We start from the raw sequence: 19209 nt of genomic DNA, 5'->3' as shown, positions 1-19209 counted from the left end.
GACCGCAGTCCCGGGAGTCGCCGTTCCCGAAACCCGGTCCCGGCGCTCCCCTGGCCGCTGCCTCTACTTCTCAGTTACTCCCGCCGAGTCGAACGTCGCCACCTCGTGCATCGCCCTCGCCGTGCTCTGCACCAGCGGCAGGGCGAGCAGTGCGCCCGTGCCCTCGCCCAGGCGGAGGTCGAGGTCGACCAAGGGGCGGAGGCCGAGCTTGTTCAGGGCAGCCACGTGGCCCGGTTCGGCGCTGCGGTGGCCCGCGATGCAGGCCGCGAGGACCTCGGGGGCGATCGCTCGGGCCACGAGAGCCGCGGCGCCGGCGCTGACACCGTCCAGGATCACCGGCGTACGCAAGGACGCGCCGCCGAGGAGGAGGCCGACGATGGCGGCGTGTTCGAAGCCGCCGATCGCGGCGAGTACGCCGATGGGGTCGGCCGGGTCCGGCTGGTGGAGTTCGATGGCGCGGCGGACGACCTCGGTCTTGCGGGCCAGCGTCTCGTCGTTGATGCCGGTGCCACGGCCCGTCACCTCGGCCGGGTCGGTGTCCGTGTAGACCGAGATCAGGGCCGCGGACGCGGTGGTGTTCGCGATGCCCATCTCGCCGGTGAGCAGCGCCTTGTTGCCGGCCGCGACCAGGTCGCGGGCGGTCTCGATGCCGACCTCGATGGCCTGCTTGGCCTCCTCGCGGGTCATCGCGGGGCCGGTCGTCATGTCGGACGTGCCCGCGCGGATCTTGCGGGGCAACAGGCCGGGCGTGGCCGGGAGTTCGGACGCGACTCCGACGTCCACCACGCAGACCTCGGCGCCCACCTGGGTCGCGAAGGCGTTGCAGACCGCGCCGCCGCCGAGGAAGTTGGCCACCATCTGGGCCGTCACCTCCTGCGGCCACGGGGTGACCCCTTGCGCGTGCACGCCGTGGTCGCCGGCGAAGATCGCGACGGCCGCGGGCTCCGGGATCGGCGGCGGGCACTGGCGCGACAGGCCGGACAGCTGCGCGGAGATGATCTCCAGCATGCCGAGCGAGCCCGGCGGCTTCGTCATCCGCTTCTGGCGTTCCCAGGCCTCGCCGAGCGCCTTGGCGTCCAGCGGGCGGATCTGGGAGACGGTCTCGCCGAGCAGGTCGTGCGGGTCCTCGCCGGGCAGTGCGCGACGGCCGTACGTCTCCTCGTGCACGACCCAGGACAGCGGGCGGCGCTTGGACCAGCCGGCCTGCATCAGCTCGGGCTCGTCCGGGAACTCGTCGACGTAACCGACGCAGAGGTACGCGATGACCTCCAGGTGCTCCGGCAGGCCGAGCCCGCGGACCATCTCGCGCTCGTCGAAGAAGCTGACCCAGCCGACGCCCAGGCCCTCGGCGCGGGCGGCGAGCCAGAGGTTCTCGACCGCGAGGGCGGCGGAGTACGGCGCCATCTGCGGCTGGGTGTGGCGGCCCAGGGTGTGCCGGCCGCCGCGGGTCGGGTCGGCGGTGACGACGATGTTCACCGGGGTGTCGAGGATGGCCTCGATCTTCAGTTCCTTGAACTGCTTCGCCCGGCCCTTCGGCAGCGACTTGGCGTACGCCTCGCGCTGGCGCTGGGCCAGTTCGTGCATCGCGCTGCGCGTCTCGGCGGAGCGGATGACGACGAAGTCCCAGGGCTGCGAGTGGCCGACGGACGGCGCGGTGTGGGCCGCCTCCAGGACGCGCAGCAGCACGTCGTGCGGGATGGGGTCGCTGCGGAAGCCGTTGCGGATGTCACGCCGCTCGCGCATGACCTTGAGAACGGCCTCGCGCTCGGCGTCGTCGTAGGCGGGCGCGGCCGGACCGGTGGACTGTCGTACTTCTGCCACCACGGCCGTGCTCTCTTCCTGCTCGGCGGCCCTGGTCTCCAGGTCCTCCGCGTGCTGTACGAGGTCGGGGTCGGCCTCCCGGGGTGCGGGGACCGCGGCGACCGGTTCCTCCTCAGCGGGAAGGGTCAAGGGGTGGGGTGGCGTCGGCGCGAGGTGCGGGGTGGTCGGCACGGAGCCCTCGACGGGGACGAACTGGCCGACGGGCTGCTCCGGCGCCACGTCCAGGGGGATGCCCGGCTGGACGACCGCGGGCTCGGGTGCGTTGCCGGTGACGGGGCCCTGGGGGGCGGGAGTTGGCTGGGCTTCCGGCGCCTCCGGGAGCGCGTCGGAGGGAGTGTCCGTGTCGGCCGACGTGGCCGCCGCGAGGGGCGTTACCGGGTCAGGCACGGGCGTGACGTGCGCCTCGGGGTCCGGGGCTGCGGACTGCACGGCCTCGTCCCAGGGGATGAGCTCGGGGTCCACAGGCTGGACAGGCGGCTCGTGGGATACGGCGATGTCGGCGGCCGGAGCAACGGGTTCCGCGAGCTGCGGTGCCGGCGCCGGTGCCGTGTCGTCCGGGGCCGCGGGGAACGGGAGGACCTCGACGGCTTCGACGAGATCGGGCTCGGTCGGTTCCAGAGCCGGTTCGACGGCGGGGGCGAGTGCAGTCGGCTCGACGGCGACCGCGTGGGCGGCGAAGTCGTCCTGGACGGCTTCGGGCGCGGGCGTCTCGAAAACCACGGCGGGCTCGGGGACCGCTGCCAGAAGCGGCGCGGGCTCGGCATCCGGCACCTCGAAAGCCTGCGCGGCCTCGGGCGCGACCTCGACGAACTGCCCACTGTCAGACGCCGGGACGTTCTCCGGAACCTGCGCGGAAGCGTCCGGACCGACGGGTTCGGCCTCGGCGATGAACTCGGGTTCAGGGGCTGCGTCGGGAACTACGTCGGCCACGTGCCCCGCCTCCGGGAACGTACCGCCGATCTCCCCGGCATCCACGCCGGCCCAGGCCGCATCGACCGACCCCGCGTCCGGAGCGACGGGCAACACCGGAACGTCGGCCTGCCCGTCCTGCGGCACGCTCTCGGCGGGAACGCCGTACGCGTCGTCCGCCACGGGCACGACCGGGACACCCGGAACGCCGTCCCCGGTGAAACCGGCCTCGGCACCAGGAACGCCGTCCAGGGCGATACCGGGCTCGACACCCTGGCCGCCCTGGCCGCCCTCTACGGCGAACCCGGCGTCGACGCCCTGCACACCTTCCGCGGCGAATCCGGCACCGGAACTCTGCTCACCGTCCACGCCGAACCCGCCCCCGGCACCGTGCCCGCCCTCCGCAGCGGACACGCCCACCGGAACCTGTCCGTTCCGCAGGCCGTGGTCGTACTCCACTCCCCGGGCCTCCGGGTCCGGACCGCCGTACGCGGCATCGCCGTTCGGCTCGGGGTTCGGCGCCGCCGGAGCGTCGTATGCCGGCTCCTGCTCAACGCCGGCGACAGCCACAGGCGCACCCGCCGGGACAGCCGCGGACACGTCCACCAGCTCGGGGCTCGCCTGCTCGGCCGGAACAACCGTTTCCGCAGCCTGCTCCTCGGCGGTGACCGGGGCCTGGACCGGCATCTGAACCGCCGCCTGCGACGGGGCACCCCAGGGGCTCGCGCCCTGTGGGGGCAGGTCGCTCAGCGGCTGGGAGGCGTCGAGGTATTCGGGGCCGGCGGACGTCGGCGGGCCGGACTGCCATACCGGCGCTCCCGTGGGGCCGCGGTCGGCGAGGGAGCGGACCGGGCTCGCGGAGGCGTTGGGGGTCGGCGGGCCGAGGTGCAGGGGGCGGCGCGGCGGCACCTGTGACGGGGCCTGCGCGGGTGTCGGGTCGGGGAGGCGGACGCCGTTGAGGTCGACCGAGCCGCTGTCGCGGCCCGCCGTCTCGTGCGGGCCGGGCTCGTGGACGGTCTCGACGACCGGCTCGGGTGCCGGTGGGGCGACCTCGTTGCCCCAGGGGCTCTGGGCGCCCGGGAGCAGCAGCAGGTCTTCGTCCTCGGCGGTGGTCTCGGAGAGGTAGGTGTACGCGCCGTGCGGGGGGACGCCCGGCTGCTCCACCATGCCTGCGCTCTCCGGCAGTCCCTCGCCCGGGACCTGGCCGGTGTCCGTCATGCGTACCCCTCGCCCATCGGTTAGTGCTTCTACGTCCAGCCCACCGGGGACGGCGCACCGACCGCCCCCGCAGTGAAGAACGAGCGTGCCTGTCCAGCGGCACGAACGACCCGTCCGTAAAAGGCGACAAAGCCATTCAGTGGCATTGTCGCGGCCGTTGCCCCGCCTTGGCAGCTTGATCCGCGACGGGCCGCTGTGGACTGCGCCACGTTGCGCGTCCCCCGGTTCCGCCGTACCACACCCCACCCCAAAACGGGCGCGCTTTCCGGACATTGACGAACGAAGTGCCGGGCCACCCGGTGCGGTACAACGGTCGGCCAGCCTACCGCGCGTGGTACGACTACAGGATCACCGGGACGGAATAAAACAGGATCACTTGGACGGTACGGGGCTCACGCGGTGCGCTCCGGGAGCACGCCGCTGAGCAGGAACGCGACGCTCCGCTCCTTCTCCGTCCACGCGCGCGTGTCCAGTTCGACGGACTGCAGGAGCGCGCACTCGACCTGGTACCCGTGCTCCGTCAGGTCCCGGCCGAGGAGTTCGGCCGCGTCGCGGGTGGCGGCGTGCGCGACGATGCGCTGCGGGCGGCGGTCGACGACCGCGGAGACCACGGCCGCTCCCCCGCCGCCGACGCGGACGACGTCGGGCTCGGGGAGGTTCTCCAGGACGTACGGGGCAGTGCCGTGGATGATCTGCGGCTGGACGCCGAAGCCGCGGGCGACGGCCTCGGTGCGGGCGCAGGCGGCCACGTCGCGGTCGACGGCGATGACAGCGGCACCGGCCCGCGCGGCCTCCACGGTGAAGGCACCGCTGCCGCAGCCGATGTCCCACACCAGGTCCCCGACGCGCGGTCCCAGCCGGGCGAGTTGGGCGGCGCGCAGCAGATCCGTCTCCCCCTCGCCGAGGGGACCGCCGTACGCCTCGGCGGGCATGGTCCAGCCGCGCGGGCCGGTGCCGGGGTCCCGCCCGGCCAGCCAGCCGCCGCCCTCGCCGTCGACGCCGGGTCCGGCGGAGCCGCCAATGACGATGACGACGTTCGGGTCGCGCCAGGTGTGGTCGGCGGCCTTGTCGGAGGTGACGACGGTGGCCTGCTCGCGCTCGGTGCCGAGTTCCTCGCAGATGACGAAGGTGCGGTGCACGCCCTCCAGGAGCAGGCCGAGTTCGGCGGGGCCGGCGCCCGGTGAGGTGAGGACGGCGACCTTGGCGTGGGCGCGGCACACGTTCACGGCGCGGCGCAGGGTGCGCCGGTGGGCGACGACGACCTGTGCGTCGTCCCAGGGCATGCCGGCCCGGGCGAAGGCGGCGGCGACGGAGGAGACGGCGGGGACGACCTCGACCTCCAGACCGAACTCCGGTGCGCGCAGGGTCCGTACGACTCCGAAGAACCCGGGGTCGCCGTCGGCGAGCACGACCGCGCTGCCCCGGTGGGCGGCGATGCGGCGGGCGGCGAGGGCGACACTGCCGAGGCGGATGCGTTCGGCGGTCGACGGTACCTCGGGGAGCGCGAGGTGGTGGGCGGAGCCCGCGACCAGGGTGGCGGCGCCCAGGGCGGAGCGGGCCGCGGCGGTCGGCGGCGAGCCGTCCCAGCCGATCACCGTGACGCGGTCGGCCATCGTCGTCAGTCTCCAGGAGGTTTACGCAGGTCGGGCTCCGTGAGGGTACCCGGTGTCAGGTGCCGCCGCCGGGGCGGTGCTGTTCCCTCATGCCCCCAGGGTTCAGTTCCAGTCGGTGTACGGGGTGAAACCGCTGGTGTCGGCGAGCTGCTCCCCGGCGCCGTCGAGGTCCTCGGGCAGCAGACTCCACACGATGAAGTCGGTGCGTACGTCGCTCCAAGTGCCGTCCTCGGCACGGACATGCGCTATGCACGCGCCCCGCAGGACGCCCTCGCTGATGCAGCCGATCTTCTGCGCGACCTGCTGCGAGGCGGTGTTGTCGGCCGCCGTGCGCAGCTCGATCCGCTCGAACTTCTGGTCCGTGAACAGCCATTGGGCGGTGGCGAGCGCGGCCTCCGAGGCGTAGCCCTCGCCGCGGGCCCAGGGCGCGACGATGTACGACAACTCGGTGGAGCGAACATGCCAGTTGGTCTTGGCGAGTTGGACGATGCCCACCAGGCGCTGGGTGAGGAACTCGGTGACGGCGAGGTCGAGTCCGCGGCCCGACACGCGTTCGTTCGGCGCGTACTCGGCGATCCAGGCGCGGGCGCGGTCCTCGGTGTACGGCTGTGGTACGTCGGTCCAGGCGCCGACCTGTTCGTCGTTCATCATCTCGGCCAGTGCGGGCACATCGTCCTCGTCGAGGGGACGCAGCACCAACCGCTCCGTGCTGATGGAGATGTTGGGGAAGGTGCTAGTCATGCGCCGCTCCGTAACCTTCGGAAAACATGCAGGGCCTGCTGAACTGCCCAGCATGCAGCATGCAGCCACTCAACTGCACCACCGGGTCCACGCCAAGTGAGGGAGTGGACCCGGTGCGTGGCGATACGCGACTAGAAGGACGCGATGACGGAGCCGTCGTACTTGTCCTCGATGAACTTCTTGACCTCGGGAGAGGTGAGGAGCCCCGCGAGCTTCTTCACTCGCGGGTCCTTCTCGTTGCCCTCCTTGACGGCGAGGAAGTTGCCGTAGGGGCTGTTCTTCGCGGACTCCAGGACGAGCGCGTCCTTGGCCGGCTTGATGTCCGCGGAGATCGCGTAGTTGCCGTTGATCACCGCGGCGTCCACGTCGTCCAGGGAGCGCGCGGTCTGGGCCGCCTCGACCTCCTTGAACTTGAGGTTCTTCGGGTTCTTCGCGATGTCCTGCGGGGTCGCCTCGTTGCCCGCGCCGTCCTTGAGCGTGATGAGCCCGTTCGCGGCGAGCAGCTTCAGCGAACGCGCCTCGTTCACGGCGTCGTTGGGGACGGCGACGGTCGCACCGCTCTTCAGGGCGTCGACGCTCTTGACCTTGTGGGAGTAGAGGCCGAGCGGCTCCAGGTGCACCGTGACGACGGGCACGATGTGGGTGCCGCGCTTCTTGTTGAAGTCGTCGAGGTAGGGCTGGTTCTGGAAGTAGTTGGCGTCCACCGAGCCGTCCTCGGTCGCCGTGTTCGGGACGATGTAGTCCTGGAACTCCTTGACCTCCAGGTCGAGTCCCGCCTTCTTCGCCAGGTTGTCCTTGACGTAGTTGAGGATCTCGGCGTGCGGGGTCGGGCTCGCGGCGACGACCAGCGGACCGCTGTAGTCGGACGAGGAGCCCGCGGAGTCCTTGTCCGAGCCGCACGCGGTGAGCCCGAGGGTGAGGGCTCCGGCGGCGAGGACGGCGGTGGTGATCTTTGCGGTGTTACGCACGAAAAGTGCCTTTCCTTCAGGGTGCAGCGACCCCGCGATGGGTGTGCGGGGCGTTCTGGGTGGAGTGGCTCAGACGGTCTTGCTGGTGGCGGTGGACGCCTTGAGCAGCCGGAGCCTCGGCCCGGGACCGGACTGGCCGGCCCGCCGGTGCAGCGAGCGGGCCGCGTAGTCGCCGGCGAACTGGATGAGGGAGATGACGACCGCGAGGATCGCCACGGTGATCCACATCAGCTGGGTCTCGAAGCGCTGGTAGCCGTAGCGGATGGCGATGTCGCCGAGACCGCCGGCGCCGACCGTGCCGGCCATCGCGGAGTAGCCGATGAGGGCGACGATCGTGGTGGTGGTGCTGGAGATCAGCGAGGGCAGCGACTCCGGTACGAGGACCTTGCGCACGATCGTCCAGGTGTTGCCGCCCATCGACTGCACGGCCTCCACGAGCCCGCCGTCCACTTCGCGGACAGCCGTCTCGACGAGGCGTGCGAAGAAGGGGATCGCGCCGATGGCGAGCGGCACGATGGCCGCCTCGCGGCCGATGGTCGTCCCCGTGATGGCGCGCGTGAAGGTCATCAGCGCGACCATCAGGATGATGAACGGCATCGACCGGGCGACGTTCACGACCTGCCCGACGACCTTGTTGGCGACGACGTTCTGCAGCAGGCCGCCCCGGTCGGTCAGGACCAGCAGGACGCCGAGCGGCAGGCCGCCGACCACGGCGATGAGGGTGGACCAGCCGACCATGTAGAGGGTGTCCCAACACGCCTGGGACAGCAGCGGCTGCATCTCGGACCAGGTCACTTGGCACCTTCCCTCAGCAGTACGGGCTCCTGGCCCAACACGTCGATCTGCAGGCCCTGTTCGCGCAGGAAGCCGATGGGCACGACGTTGTCCTCGTAGCGGCCGGGGAGTTCGATGCGCATCCGGCCGACCTGGAGTCCGCCGACGGTGTCGATGGCGGCGCCGAGGATCGATATGTCGATGTTGTAGGTGCGCGAGAGCTGGGAGATGACGGGCTGGGTGGCGGCCTCGCCCTGGAAGGTGACGTCGACGACGGTGCGGTCGGTGCCGGTGGCCTCGCCGTCGACCGGGAACAGGGCGGCGGCCAGCTCGGAGCCCGGGGTCGCGAGCAGTTCGCCGACCGTGCCGGACTCGACGATGCGGCCCCGCTCCATGAGCGCGGCGGAGTCGCAGATGGACTTCACGACGTTCATCTCGTGGGTGATGAGCAGGACGGTCAGGCCCAGCTGCCGGTTCAGGTCGCGCAGCAGCTGGAGGATCGAGCGGGTGGTCTCCGGGTCGAGGGCGCTGGTCGCCTCGTCGGACAGGAGCACCTTGGGGTCGCCGGCCAGGGCGCGGGCGATGCCGACGCGCTGCTTCTGGCCGCCGGAGAGCTGGGCCGGGTAGGCCTTCGCCTTGTCGGCGAGCCCGACGAGGTCGAGGAGTTCGAGCGCCTTGGCGGATCGTTCCTTCCCCGACTTGCCGAGGATTTCGAGCGGCAGCTCGACGTTGTCCTGGACCGTCCGCGAGGACAGCAGGTTGAAGTGCTGGAAGACCATGCCGATACGGCTGCGCGCCTGCCGGAGTTCCCGGCCGGCGCGGGGTCCGCGGCCGGCCAGGGCGGTCAGGTCCTGCCCGGCGACGGTCACCGTCCCGGCGGTGGGGCGCTCCAGCAGGTTGACGCAGCGGATGAGCGAGGACTTGCCGGCGCCGGACTGGCCGATGACGCCGTACACCTCGCCTTCGCGGACGTGGAGATCGACGCCGTCGAGGGCGGTGACCTCACGGCCGCGCGAGCGGTGAGCCCGATAGATCTTCGTCAGGCCTGATGTCGTGATCACTGGGGTTTCCGTCACTGTCGAGTACGCGGGCGTGGGTGTGCCCAGGTACGAGAGACAAGGGTGTGCGCGGGGCAGAGTGGTCACGTACGGCGTTCGACGACGTACGGACATGCCACAGCGGCTGGCTTCGGGGCGCGAGGCTCAGAGTTTGGTGCGGGGGCCCTCTAGAAGGCGCACATTCGACACATACAACGAGCACCGGGCGTCAGGGTCGCCTCGGTCGCAAGGATGCGGTTGCTCGTCGTGGTCATGTGATCAGTAAAGCAGACGTATGGTCCTTACCAAATGCCGTCGTCCGCATGCTGGACGGCGGCGGACACGGCTCAGCGGCGAACCGAGATCTCCACTCCCCCGTCGCCGACCAGCGCGGACAAGGCCGAGAGGTCGTTCACCACGAGGTCGGCGTCGAGCTCGTGGGCCTGGTGGGTTGTGGTCAACGCCACGGTGGTCATGTCGGCGGCGCGGCCCGCCCGGAGTCCGGCCGGGGCGTCCTCGAAGACGACGCAACGGGACGGGTCGACACCGAGTTCGCGGGCGGCGCGGAAGTAGGGCTCGGGGTCGGGCTTGCCGCGGGTGACGTCGTCGGCGGTGATCAGCGTCTTGGGCAGGATGCCGACGGCGTCGAGCCGGGCCTCGGCGAGCGGGCGGGTGGCCGAGGTCACCACGGCCCAGCGCTCGGCGGGCAGGGAGTCGAGGAACGCCTTCGTGCCGGGCAGCAGGTGGACGCCCCCGTTGGGCACGTCCTCCACCTCCAGTTGCTCGATCCGCGCGACGGCCGCCGGCACCACGTCGGCGGGCAGCAGGTCGGCGGCTATCTCCGCGGCCGTACGCCCGTGCAGTTCGACGCTCGCGAACGCCTCGGCGGTGATGCCGTACTCCCGCGCCCAACGGGTCCAGCAACGGCGTACGGATTCGAGGGAGGAGACGAGCGTGCCGTCGTTGTCGAACAGGAGGGCTTCGGCGTGGATCTTCATGCTCTCGACCCTACGTCGCACGGCGGGGGCGACGGCATCGGGCCTTTTGGCCCGTAATAGGGTCGCGGCATGCTTGATGCCCTGACGCTGGTGACCGGTGTCGCCGCGCTGCTGCTCGCCGCCTGGTGCGGGTGGGCCGCCTACCGCGATCAGCCGACGAAGGACTGGCACTTCATCGGGATGGCCGTGGTGTCGTTCCTGGCCGTGGTCCAGCTGGTGGTCGGGATCGTGCAGCTGGCGCGGGGCGAGAAGGCGGACCAGGGCACGGCGATCTTCGTCGCCTATCTGATCGGCGCGTTCGCGTGCGTCCCGGCGGCCGGGTTCATGTCCCTCGCGGAGCGCACCCGCTGGGGTTCGGTGACGGTCGCCGCCGGCGGTGTGGTGCTGGCCGTTCTCGAAGTGCGGCTCTACGACATCTGGGGAGGGTGAGTTGACCACCGTGGAAGAGAACCTGGACGGCACCGTGGCCGAGCGACCGAAGCGGCTCGTCAGCGGGCCGGGCATGCTGCTCGTCTGGTTCTACGGCGTGATGGTCGTCGGCGCGGTCTCGCGCTCCGTCTACCAGATCGCCACCGAGTTCGACCGGGCGCCGCTCGCCTACTCGCTGTCGGCACTCGCGGGTCTCGTGTACGGCTTCATCACGTACTCGCTGGTCCGCGGCGGCGAAAGGGCCCGCAAGGCGGCACAGGTGTGCTGCGCCGCCGAACTCGCGGGTGTGCTCATCGTCGGTACCTGGACGCTCGTCGAGCCCTCGGCCTTCCCGGACGCCACGGTCTGGTCGGACTACGGCATGGGGTACGTCTTCATCCCCGTACTGCTGCCGATCTCCGCGCTGTACTGGCTCCGGAGGAACCGAACCGTCACGCCGTAGTCGCGTCAGGCAGTGGTGGCGTCACGCGGTGGTGGCGTACGCCTCGGCCTTCTTCTCCAGGACGATCATCGGTACGCCGTCGGCGCCCTGGGACGTGCCCACCGTCTCGTAGCCCACCCGGCGGTACAGGCGCAGGTTGCCCTCGCTGCGGTGGCCCGTGTAGAGGCGGAACCTCGTGGCGCCGCGCTCCTCGACCAGGGCCGCCTCGGCCGCGCGCAGCAGCCGCGCGCCGATGCCGTGGCCCTGGAGGCGGGGGTGGACGCAGAGCTTGCCGATGGCGGCGGAGCCGTCCTCGGTGACCCGGCCGCGCACCGAGCCGACCACTTCCTCGCCGAGCCGTGCCACGAAGACGCAGTCCGCGGCCACCTCCTGACGGACCGAGTCCAGGGTCTGGACGAGCGGATCGATGCGGTAGTTGCCGTACAGCGCCGCCTCGCTCTGGAAGCTCAGGTACTGGAGCTTGAAGATCTGCTCTGCATCCTGCTCGGTCGCTACCGAGATGGTCACGCTCATGCCCATGTGCGCACGCCTCTCGCTCACCTGATCGCCTGTAGTTCTCACTCCTATCCCCGTGCTTCGTGTGCCGCAACCTCCGGCGTGAGCAAACGACGGAGACATCCAAGACATCTGGAGCGTTCCGGGCCGAGACTTCCCTGTGAGATACCCAACTCCCCCGCGATTTCCCGGTATGTCAGGTCTTTCGGGGAGAGCAGGGCCTCCAGCAACCGGGGGCAGCGGCCGGGCAGCCGGCGCACGGCGTCGCGCAGGGCGCGGTGGCGGGCCGAGGTGAGGGCGAGGTGCTCGGGGCCGCGGTCGGCGTCATCGGCCGGTTCGGTTTCGTATGGCCGTTCGAGGCGGTGCGTACGACGGGTGCGGCGGACCTCGGAGCGGACGGCCCGGCGCAGCCAGCCCTGCGGGTCGCGGGGCGGGCCGTCGGAGTCGAGGCGCTCCAGGAGGCGGAGCCAGACGGCCTGCTCCAGGTCGCTCGGTTCGGTTCCCGAGGCATATGCCTCGGCGGAGGCCTCGGCGGCGAGCAGTGGGCGCAGGGTGGCAAGGAGGTTGTGCGTCATATGCGGCACGACGCGGCCGCCCGGGCGATGGGTTGCCCGGGCGGCCGACTGTCACCCCAATCGGGGCCTTGCGCTCAGCTGTTGACGAACGGCTCGGCCGTCGGCTCAGCCCTTGAGGAAGTCCGCGCGGGCCAGCAGACCCGTGTCGGCGTTGTCGGTGAAGACGCCGTCGATGCCGGTGGCGAAGTACCGCTTGAAGGCGCCGAACGCGTCGCCGTAGGCGTCCGCGTCCGTGCCCTTCTGGTACTCCTTCGGCAGGAAGGGGTTCTCGTTGCGCATGGTGTAGGGGTGCAGGATCAGGCCCGCCCTGTGCGCGTCGGCGACCAGGGTGGTCTCCTTGTTCAGGCTGCCGTCGGCGTTCTTCGTGATGATCAGGTCGAGGGTCGGACCGAGGCCCTGTGCGTACGTCGCGATCTCGGCGAGGCCCTTCGGCTTGACCAGGTCGTCGACCGTGCGCGGGTCGCCCAGGTCGATGAAGTCGAAGGGGCGGGTGCCCGTGCCGGACAGCAGCACCGCCAGGTTGTTGTCGACCAGCTTGCTGATCTTCTGGATGCTGGTCGGCTCGAAGGACTGGATGAGGACCGGCGAGTTCCTGCGGTCCTTGCCGTGCTTGCGCAGGGCCTTCGAGAGCAGCTTCTCCATCTCGAATCCGCGCTTGCGGAAGTAGGTGGGGTGCTTCATCTCCGGGTAGATGAAGACCTGCTTGCCGCGCTTACGGGTCTGCTCGTCCTGCCACCTGAGCACCTCTTCGAAGGTGGGGATCTCCCAGCGGCCGTTGTAGAGCATGTTGTGCGGGCGGTTGACCGGAATACGCTCGATCGCGCGCAGGGTCTTCAGCTCGGCGAGCGTGAAGTCCTCGGTGAACCAGCCGGTGGTGGAGACACCGTCCAGCGACTTGGTGGTCTTGCGGGAGGCGAACTCCGGGTGGTCGGCGACGTCGGTGGTGCCGCCGATCTCCGGCTCGTGCCGGCAGACCAGGTGACCGTCCTTGGTGGGGACCAGGTCACCGGCCTCGACGATGTCGGCGCCCATGTCGAGGGCCAGGTCGTACGAGCCGAAGGTGTGCTCCGGGCGGTAGCCGCTGGTGCCCCGGTGACCGATGATCGTCGGCTTGGGCAGGCTGCTCAGGCCGCCACCGTGCCCGTGCCCGGCACCCGTCGCGCTCGCGGTGCCGGACAGACCGAGTACGGCCCCGCCGGCGCCGAGTACCGCCGCACCGAGGAGCGCCCGTCGCCCGGTACCGCCTGTCTGCTCGTTCTCCTGCGCTCCCATGAGCGACTCCCCTGACCTCGGCTTGATCTAGTTGTCTCAGCGCGCCGATCGTAGGGTCGTGGACATGACGCGAGGGAGACCTCGGCCGGAACACGCGGGTGACTCGGGATGTCGCATCAGGAGACCACCGGAGATACGCGGGATCGGCTGCGTAGGAATCTCCGTTCGAGGTACGCGACCTCCGTCACATCGTTCCGGCCCGGTTACCGACTGCCAACAGGGCGCCACCGCAGGTAAACGCGGGTCAACAGTGCGTAAGACCTCGGTGAACCGGCGGTCCCCGATGTGCACGACCCGTCGAACCGCGAGTATCGTCCCGACCTGCACATACTCATACCGAATCCCTTGACACCGGAGGGCCCGTTGTCCCGCTTCGCGCTCATCAAGGCACTGCTCGGACCGATCATGCGCCTGATGTTCCGCCCACAGGTGGAGGGCGTGGAGCACATCCCGGGCGACGGTCCCGTCATCCTGGCCGGAAACCATCTCACCTTCATCGACTCGATGATCCTTCCGCTGGTCTGCGACCGGCAGGTGCTCTTCATCGGCAAGGACGAGTACGTCACCGGGAAAGGCCTCAAGGGCCGCCTGATGGCCTGGTTCTTCACCGGCGTCGGCATGATCCCGGTGGACCGGGACGGCGCCAACGGTGGTGTTGCCGCGTTGATGACCGGGCGCCGGATCCTGGAGGAGGGCAAGGTCTTCGGGATCTACCCCGAGGGCACGCGGTCGCCCGACGGGCGGTTGTACCGGGGGCGTACGGGCATTGCCCGGCTCACGATGATGACCGGGGCGCCGGTCGTTCCGTTCGCGATGATCGGCACGGACAAGTTGCAGCCGGGTGGGGCGGGGTTCCCTCGTCCGGGGCGGGTGACCGTGCGGTTCGGTGAGGCGCTCGAGTTCTCTCGGTACGAGGGGATGGACCGGGATCGGTATGTGCTGCGGGCCGTGACGGACTCCGTGATGACCGAGGTCATGCGGTTGTCCGGGCAGGAGTACGTGGACATGTACGCCACGAAAGCGAAAGCCGCGTAGGGACTCGTCGTCGGCTGCAGGTGCGCGGGGGCCGGTCGCGCACTTCCCCGCGCCCCTGACGGCATCCCCTTACCCGCCGCTTTCCAGGCTCTGCCCCTTCAGCATGAACCATGCCGCCACCGCCGTTGCCAGCAGGACCGTTGCACCTACCGCCGATGCGACGCTGAGGCCGTTGACAAAGGCCTCTCTGGCCGACGTCAGCATTTCCTGCGCTGCCTGTGACGGCATTCCTCCCGCCGCCTCCACCGCGCCGCCCAGTGACTCGTGTGCCCCGCTCGGGGTGCCCGCCGGTGCTGCGAAGCCCCTGTAGACGCCCGTCACGATCGAGCCGAGTACGGCGATACCGAGGGCCGCGCCCAGTTCGTAGGCCGTCTCCGAGACCGCTGAGGCCGCGCCCGCCTGCTCCTTCGGTACGGAGGAGAGGATGACGTCGGCGGTCACCGTGAAGGAGAAGCCGGCACCGACACCCACCACCAGCAACGCGGCACCGAGGATCGGGTAGCCGGTCGACTGACCCAGCGTCGTGAGGACGGCGAGTGCCAGGCCCACCGCCGCGAGACCGCCCGCGACCACCGCGCGGACCGAGAAGCGCCGGGCCGCCCGGCCGGCGATCAGACCGGCCGCCACCGCCCCTACGGCGGCGGGGATTTCGGCGAGGCCCGCCTCGAACGGGCCTCTGCCCTGGACGAGTTGCAGGTACTGGGAGAGGAAGAAGACCAGACCGGACAGGCCGAGGATGGTCAGCAGGTCGGCCAGGACCGCCGCACTGAAGCCGCGGTTGCGGAACAGGCGCATGTCCAACAGAGGCGCGGGGAGCGTGAGTTGGCGGCGCACGAACCGGTACAGGGCCGCCGCACCCAGTGCGCCCACCGCGAGCGAGGGCAACTCGAAGCCGTGTGTCGCGGCCTCCTTGACCGCGTAGACGACTCCGATCACACCGACCAGGGACAGCACGACGCTGATCATGTCCCACGGCCCGGGGTTGGGGTTCTTCGACTCGGGGAGCGTCTTGATGCCGACCAGGACGAGGACCGCCATCACCGGCAGGTTGATGAGGAAGACCGAGCCCCACCAGAAGTGTTCGAGCAGGAAGCCGCCCGCGACGGGGCCGACCGCCGTACCGGCGGAGGCCGTTGCGCCCCAGATACCGACCGCCAGGCTGCGTTCGCGCGGGTCATGGAACAGGTTCCGGATCAGCGCGAGGGTGGCCGGCATGAGGGTCGCGCCCGCGACGCCGAGCAGGGCACGGGCGAGGATCATCAACTCCGGTGTGGAGGCATAGGCGTTGAGGATCGATATCGCGCCGAAGGCGGTGGCTCCTACGAGCAGGATCCGCTTGCGGCCTATGCGGTCGCCGAGGCTGCCCATGGAGACCAGGAGGCCGGCGATCACGAAGGAGTAGACGTCGCCGATCCACAGGAGTTGGGTGCCGGACGGCTTCAGGTCCTCGCTGATGTAAGGGGTCGCGAGACCGAGGACGGTCGCGTCGACGGCCACCAGCAGCACGGCGAGCACGAGGACGGACAGCGCGAGCCAGCGGCCCGGGCGCTTCACCGCCTCGGTCGTGGACGCCGGCTGCAGGGTGCTGGTCATGATTCCTCTCTCCGTAGTGCGCCGCCGAGCAGCAGCTCGGCGATCATGCGCGTGAAGTCCTTGGGGGCGCCCTTGCCGCTCTGCACCATCCAGGCACCGGAGGCCAGCAGGCCGAACAGCGCCTCGGTGAGCCAGGCGGGCGTCAGGTCGATGCGGAACTCGCCGTTCTGCTGGCCGCGCCGGAACAGAGCGGTGATGCGGTCGTCGATCCGGGCCCAGCCCGCGTGCTGCTCCTCGCCCTCGAACAGCTGGTTCTCGGTGTAGAGGAAGGCGAGCAGGCCGGCGGCCGGTTCGACCTCGCGGACGAGCCGCCGTACGGCGCCCTCGGCGGGGTCCTCGTCCAGCCGCGCCGCCGCCAGCGCGGTCTCGCACTCCGCGATGCCGAGCGCCTCCAGCGCCCGTACGAGCGCGTCGCGGCCCGCGAACTGGCGGTGCAGCGTGGCCCGGCTGATCCCGGCGGCCTTGGCGACCTCGTCCATGGTCGCGGTGGACTTGCGGGTCAGCAGGGCCGCGGCAGCGCGGAGTACGTGGTCGCGATCGAGAGCCATGAGACAACCATAACCCACATGAGACACTGACGTCTCATCGCAGGCATGGCCGTCTCATGGGTGGCGGGTCACCAGGGACCTCTCAGTGCCAGGGCAGCTGCCCGCGCTGCTCCCAGTACGTCCGCGGCTCCTCGACGAGCGTCGCGAGGCGGGACAGCCGGCCCTCGTCCAGGTCTACGACCGCCGCGTGCAGGTTGGAGGCGAGCTGGCCCGCGGTCGCGGCGCCGGAGAGGACGACACCGGCCCAGGGTTCACGGAGGACCAACGCGAGGGCGACCGCGTCGCAGCCCAGGTTCACTTCCTCGGCCACGGCTTTGACGGCTTCGGGCGCGTACGGGTCCGCGAGTCGGCCGTTCGCCATGCCCTCCTTGACGATCACCGTGAGACCGGCGTCGTGCGCCTCCGCGAGGGCGGGGCCGGCCGAGGTCTCCAGGGCGTTGTACGTCGACTGGACGGTACGGAAGAGGGGCTCGCCGTCTACCGTCACGGCGAGGGCGGCTCGGATGGCGTCGGCCTGGGCGGGGCCGCTGGTGGAGAAGCCGATGGTGATGCCGTGGCCCGCCGCCTCCGCCAGCTTGGCCTGGAGTTCCTTGTCCGTGAGGGCCGGGCTGTCCGGGGTCACGGAGTGGATCTGGTAGAGGTCGAGACGGTCGCCCAGCAGCTCGGCGGTTTCGCGGCGCTGGCGTTCGTAGGTCTGGACGGTGTGGTCCTTGACCTCGTGCTGCTCAGCGTCCGTGGTCCAGCCGGCGGTATAGGTGTAGCCCCACTTGCTGCCGATGACTACGTCGTTTTTGCCGGGGTTGGCGTTCAGCCAGTCGGCGAGGAATTCCTCTGAGCGGCCGTAGGAGCGGGCTGCGTCGAAGTAGCGGACGCCCTGCGCGTACGCGGCGTCCAGGAGGTCGTGGGTGCGGCGGCGCATCTCGTCGACGCCACGGTTCTCTCCGAGGTCGGTTTCTCGGCCGAGGTTGATGTAGCCGGGGCGGCCTACTGCGGCGAGACCGAGTCCGATGTGGCAGGTGGGGGTTGTCGCTGTGGCCAGTCGGGCGAAGGGCATCGCGGGCTCCGTATGGGTCGGCTCCGGTACGGCTTCCGACCAACGTAACCCGCGATGACCTTCGCTTCAGAGCTCGGGTGGTTGTGGTGCTTTGGCGGGTGCGGACGCGTTGTGGTTGCTCGCGCAGTTCCCCGCGCCCCTAAAAGCCCTTACCGCTTCGCTGTTGACCAAGCGTGCTGTGCCTCCACATCAGCCTTCACCTCTGTCAGCTGGATCGCCACCGCGCTCGGGGCGGTCCCTCCCCTGCCGTCTCGCGAAGCCAAGGCACCGGGGACGTTGAGGACCGTCCGTACCTCCGGGGTCAGGTGGGCGGAGATCTTCGCGAACTGTTGGTCGGTCAGGCCATCCAGTTCGATGCCCTCGGCCTCCGCCACCTTCACGCACTCCCCCGCGACCTCGTGCGCCACCCTGAACGGGACGTTCTGCTTGACCAGCCACTCGGCGATGTCGGTGGCCAGGGAGAAGCCGGCCGGGGCCAGCTCTTCCATGCGGTCGCGGTGGACGGTGAGGGTGGCCATCATGCCGGTGAACGCCGGGAGGAGGACCTCGAGTTGGTCGATGGAGTCGAAGACCGGCTCCTTGTCCTCCTGGAGGTCGCGGTTGTACGCCAGCGGGAGGGCCTTGAGCGTGGCCATCAGGCCCGTCAGGTTGCCGATCAGGCGGCCCGACTTGCCTCGCGCCAGCTCCGCGATGTCCGGGTTCTTCTTCTGCGGCATGATCGACGAGCCCGTGGAGAAGGCGTCGTGCAGGGTGACGAAGGAGAACTCCTTCGTGTTCCAGATGATGACCTCCTCGGCGATCCGGGAGAGGTTCACGCCGATCATCGCGGTGATGAAGGCGAACTCGGCGACGAAGTCGCGGGAGGCCGTGCCGTCGATCGAGTTGGCGACCGAGCCGTGCTCGAAGCCGAGGTCCTTGGCCACCGACTCCGGGTCCAGGCCGAGGGACGAACCCGCCAGCGCGCCCGAGCCGTACGGGGAGACGGCCGTCCGCTCGTCCCACTGGCGCAGGCGTTCCGCGTCCCGGGACAGAGGCTGTACGTGGGCCAGGACGTGGTGGGCGAACAGGACCGGCTGGGCGTGCTGGAGGTGGGTGCGGCCGGGCATCGCCACGTCCGGGTGGGCCTCCGCGAGGCCGATCAGCGCGTCCTGGAGGTCGGCGATCAGGCCGCCGACGGTACGGGCGTGGTCGCGCAGGTACATGCGGAACAGCGTCGCGACCTGGTCGTTGCGGGAGCGGCCCGCGCGCAGCTTGCCGCCGAGGTCGGGGCCGAGGATCTCCAACAGGCCGCGTTCCAGGGCCGTATGGACGTCCTCGTCGGCGATCGTGCCGACGAGGGAGCCGTCGGCGACGTTCGCTTCGAGCTGGTCGAGGCCCGCGAGCATGCGGGTCAGCTCGTCGTCCGTGAGGAGGTGCGCCTTGTGCAGCACGCGCGCGTGGGCACGCGAGCCGGCGATGTCGTAGGGCGCGAGCCGCCAGTCGAAGTGGACGGACGCGGACAGCTTCGCCAGGGCCTCGGCGGGACCGTCGGCGAAACGGCCGCCCCAGAGCCGTACGTCACCGCTGTTGCTGCTCACTTGCTCGTACTCCTCGGAAGGGGGTCGGAACGGGGGTGGATGTGCCACCGCCTCCCCACCTTTCCAGGTGAGGAGGCGGCTGTCAGATCAGCGTGCGTGAGGCACCTGCG

17 protein-coding genes are annotated in these 19209 nt (G+C 70.4%); 3 read left to right on the top strand and 14 right to left on the bottom strand.

All coding sequences use genetic code 11. The features are described from left to right. Positions 1-63: 63 nt before the first annotated feature. The 7 genes from cobT to M2283_RS21695 form a co-directional block, all read right to left on the bottom strand. On the bottom strand, positions 64-3948 hold the full coding sequence (cobT, locus tag M2283_RS21725) for a nicotinate-nucleotide--dimethylbenzimidazole phosphoribosyltransferase (protein WP_280877981.1): 3885 nt from the start codon (positions 3946-3948) through the stop codon (positions 64-66). 392 nt (positions 3949-4340) lie between these two features. Next, a complete protein-coding gene (gene cbiE, locus M2283_RS21720; RefSeq protein WP_280877980.1) occupies positions 4341-5561 on the bottom strand; it encodes a precorrin-6y C5,15-methyltransferase (decarboxylating) subunit CbiE in 1221 nt (406 codons plus the stop codon). Positions 5562-5663: 102 nt separating this feature from the next. After that, positions 5664-6302 (bottom strand): GNAT family N-acetyltransferase, encoded by a 639-nt coding sequence (locus M2283_RS21715; RefSeq protein WP_280877979.1) that lies wholly within the window; start codon positions 6300-6302, stop codon positions 5664-5666. Positions 6303-6433: 131 nt separating this feature from the next. Next, complete coding sequence (locus tag M2283_RS21710) at positions 6434-7270, bottom strand: MetQ/NlpA family ABC transporter substrate-binding protein (protein ID WP_280877978.1); 837 nt, start codon at positions 7268-7270, stop codon at positions 6434-6436. Between the two features lie 69 nt (positions 7271-7339). Beyond that, the gene (locus M2283_RS21705) at positions 7340-8065 is read right to left on the bottom strand and encodes a methionine ABC transporter permease (protein ID WP_280877977.1); all 726 of its coding nucleotides are present in this window, start codon (positions 8063-8065) and stop codon (positions 7340-7342) included. Then, complete coding sequence (locus M2283_RS21700) at positions 8062-9105, bottom strand: methionine ABC transporter ATP-binding protein (RefSeq protein WP_280877976.1); 1044 nt, start codon at positions 9103-9105, stop codon at positions 8062-8064. Before M2283_RS21700 ends, M2283_RS21705 begins: the two co-directional genes overlap by 4 nt. A 323-nt stretch (positions 9106-9428) precedes the next feature. After that, positions 9429-10079 carry an HAD family hydrolase gene (locus M2283_RS21695; RefSeq protein ID WP_280877975.1) on the bottom strand — a complete coding sequence of 217 codons (651 nt, stop codon included), beginning with the start codon at positions 10077-10079 and terminating at the stop codon, positions 9429-9431. Positions 10080-10148: 69 nt separating this feature from the next. Here M2283_RS21695 and M2283_RS21690 point away from each other — a divergent pair, with 69 nt between their 5' ends. After that, positions 10149-10508 carry a hypothetical protein gene (locus M2283_RS21690; RefSeq protein ID WP_280877974.1) on the top strand — a complete coding sequence of 120 codons (360 nt, stop codon included), beginning with the start codon at positions 10149-10151 and terminating at the stop codon, positions 10506-10508. 73 nt (positions 10509-10581) lie between these two features. After that, positions 10582-10950, top strand: coding sequence for a hypothetical protein (locus M2283_RS21685; RefSeq protein WP_280878202.1), 369 nt, complete (start codon positions 10582-10584; stop codon positions 10948-10950). Positions 10951-10971: 21 nt separating this feature from the next. On the opposite strand, the gene M2283_RS21680 is transcribed toward M2283_RS21685, so the two are convergent. The 3 genes from M2283_RS21680 to M2283_RS21670 form a co-directional block, all read right to left on the bottom strand. Next, a complete protein-coding gene (locus M2283_RS21680) occupies positions 10972-11469 on the bottom strand; it encodes a GNAT family N-acetyltransferase (RefSeq protein WP_280878201.1) in 498 nt (165 codons plus the stop codon). 44 nt (positions 11470-11513) lie between these two features. Next, positions 11514-12020: an RNA polymerase sigma factor gene (locus tag M2283_RS21675; RefSeq protein ID WP_280877973.1), complete on the bottom strand. Its 507-nt coding sequence runs from the start codon at positions 12018-12020 to the stop codon at positions 11514-11516. A gap of 105 nt (positions 12021-12125) precedes the next feature. Continuing rightward, positions 12126-13292, bottom strand: a complete 1167-nt coding sequence (locus M2283_RS21670) for a glycerophosphodiester phosphodiesterase (protein ID WP_280877972.1) — start codon at positions 13290-13292, stop codon at positions 12126-12128. A 363-nt stretch (positions 13293-13655) separates the two neighbouring features. On the opposite strand from M2283_RS21670, the gene M2283_RS21665 reads away from it, so the two are divergent. Next, the gene (locus M2283_RS21665; protein ID WP_280878200.1) at positions 13656-14327 is read left to right on the top strand and encodes a lysophospholipid acyltransferase family protein; all 672 of its coding nucleotides are present in this window, start codon (positions 13656-13658) and stop codon (positions 14325-14327) included. Positions 14328-14396: 69 nt separating this feature from the next. Here M2283_RS21665 and M2283_RS21660 read toward each other — a convergent pair whose 3' ends face one another. The 4 genes from M2283_RS21660 to argH form a co-directional block, all read right to left on the bottom strand. Next, positions 14397-15920: an MFS transporter gene (locus M2283_RS21660; protein ID WP_280877971.1), complete on the bottom strand. Its 1524-nt coding sequence runs from the start codon at positions 15918-15920 to the stop codon at positions 14397-14399. After that, entirely contained in the window at positions 15917-16468 is a 552-nt protein-coding gene (locus M2283_RS21655) for a TetR/AcrR family transcriptional regulator (protein WP_280877970.1), read from the bottom strand. The genes M2283_RS21660 and M2283_RS21655 overlap by 4 nt, the downstream gene beginning before the upstream one ends. Before the next feature lie 82 nt (positions 16469-16550). Next, a complete protein-coding gene (locus tag M2283_RS21650) occupies positions 16551-17522 on the bottom strand; it encodes an aldo/keto reductase (protein WP_280877969.1) in 972 nt (323 codons plus the stop codon). 149 nt (positions 17523-17671) lie between these two features. After that, positions 17672-19099, bottom strand: coding sequence for an argininosuccinate lyase (gene argH, locus M2283_RS21645; protein WP_280877968.1), 1428 nt, complete (start codon positions 19097-19099; stop codon positions 17672-17674). Between the last annotated feature and the right edge of the window lie 110 nt (positions 19100-19209).

The sequence above is a fragment of the Streptomyces pseudovenezuelae genome (assembly GCF_029892565.1).
In the GTDB taxonomy this organism is placed as follows: Bacteria; Actinomycetota; Actinomycetes; order Streptomycetales; family Streptomycetaceae; genus Streptomyces; species Streptomyces pseudovenezuelae_A.
The sequence above is the reverse complement of the archived record's forward strand: the minus strand, read 5'-3'. Positions and strand labels throughout refer to the sequence as shown.

Coding starts and splice junctions, on each gene's coding strand:
- M2283_RS21695 (WP_280877975.1), bottom strand. CDS start 10,079: ATGAAGATCCACGCCGAAGCCCTCCTGTTCGACAACGACGGCACGCTC.
- M2283_RS21660 (WP_280877971.1), bottom strand. CDS start 15,920: ATGACCAGCACCCTGCAGCCGGCGTCCACGACCGAGGCGGTGAAGCGC.
- M2283_RS21655 (WP_280877970.1), bottom strand. CDS start 16,468: ATGGCTCTCGATCGCGACCACGTACTCCGCGCTGCCGCGGCCCTGCTG.
- M2283_RS21675 (WP_280877973.1), bottom strand. CDS start 12,020: ATGACGCACAACCTCCTTGCCACCCTGCGCCCACTGCTCGCCGCCGAG.
- M2283_RS21680 (WP_280878201.1), bottom strand. CDS start 11,469: ATGGGCATGAGCGTGACCATCTCGGTAGCGACCGAGCAGGATGCAGAG.
- M2283_RS21690 (WP_280877974.1), top strand. CDS start 10,149: ATGCTTGATGCCCTGACGCTGGTGACCGGTGTCGCCGCGCTGCTGCTC.
- M2283_RS21685 (WP_280878202.1), top strand. CDS start 10,582: ATGCTGCTCGTCTGGTTCTACGGCGTGATGGTCGTCGGCGCGGTCTCG.
- cobT (WP_280877981.1), bottom strand. CDS start 3,948: ATGACGGACACCGGCCAGGTCCCGGGCGAGGGACTGCCGGAGAGCGCA.
- M2283_RS21670 (WP_280877972.1), bottom strand. CDS start 13,292: ATGGGAGCGCAGGAGAACGAGCAGACAGGCGGTACCGGGCGACGGGCG.
- cbiE (WP_280877980.1), bottom strand. CDS start 5,561: ATGGCCGACCGCGTCACGGTGATCGGCTGGGACGGCTCGCCGCCGACC.
- M2283_RS21715 (WP_280877979.1), bottom strand. CDS start 6,302: ATGACTAGCACCTTCCCCAACATCTCCATCAGCACGGAGCGGTTGGTG.
- M2283_RS21650 (WP_280877969.1), bottom strand. CDS start 17,522: ATGCCCTTCGCCCGACTGGCCACAGCGACAACCCCCACCTGCCACATC.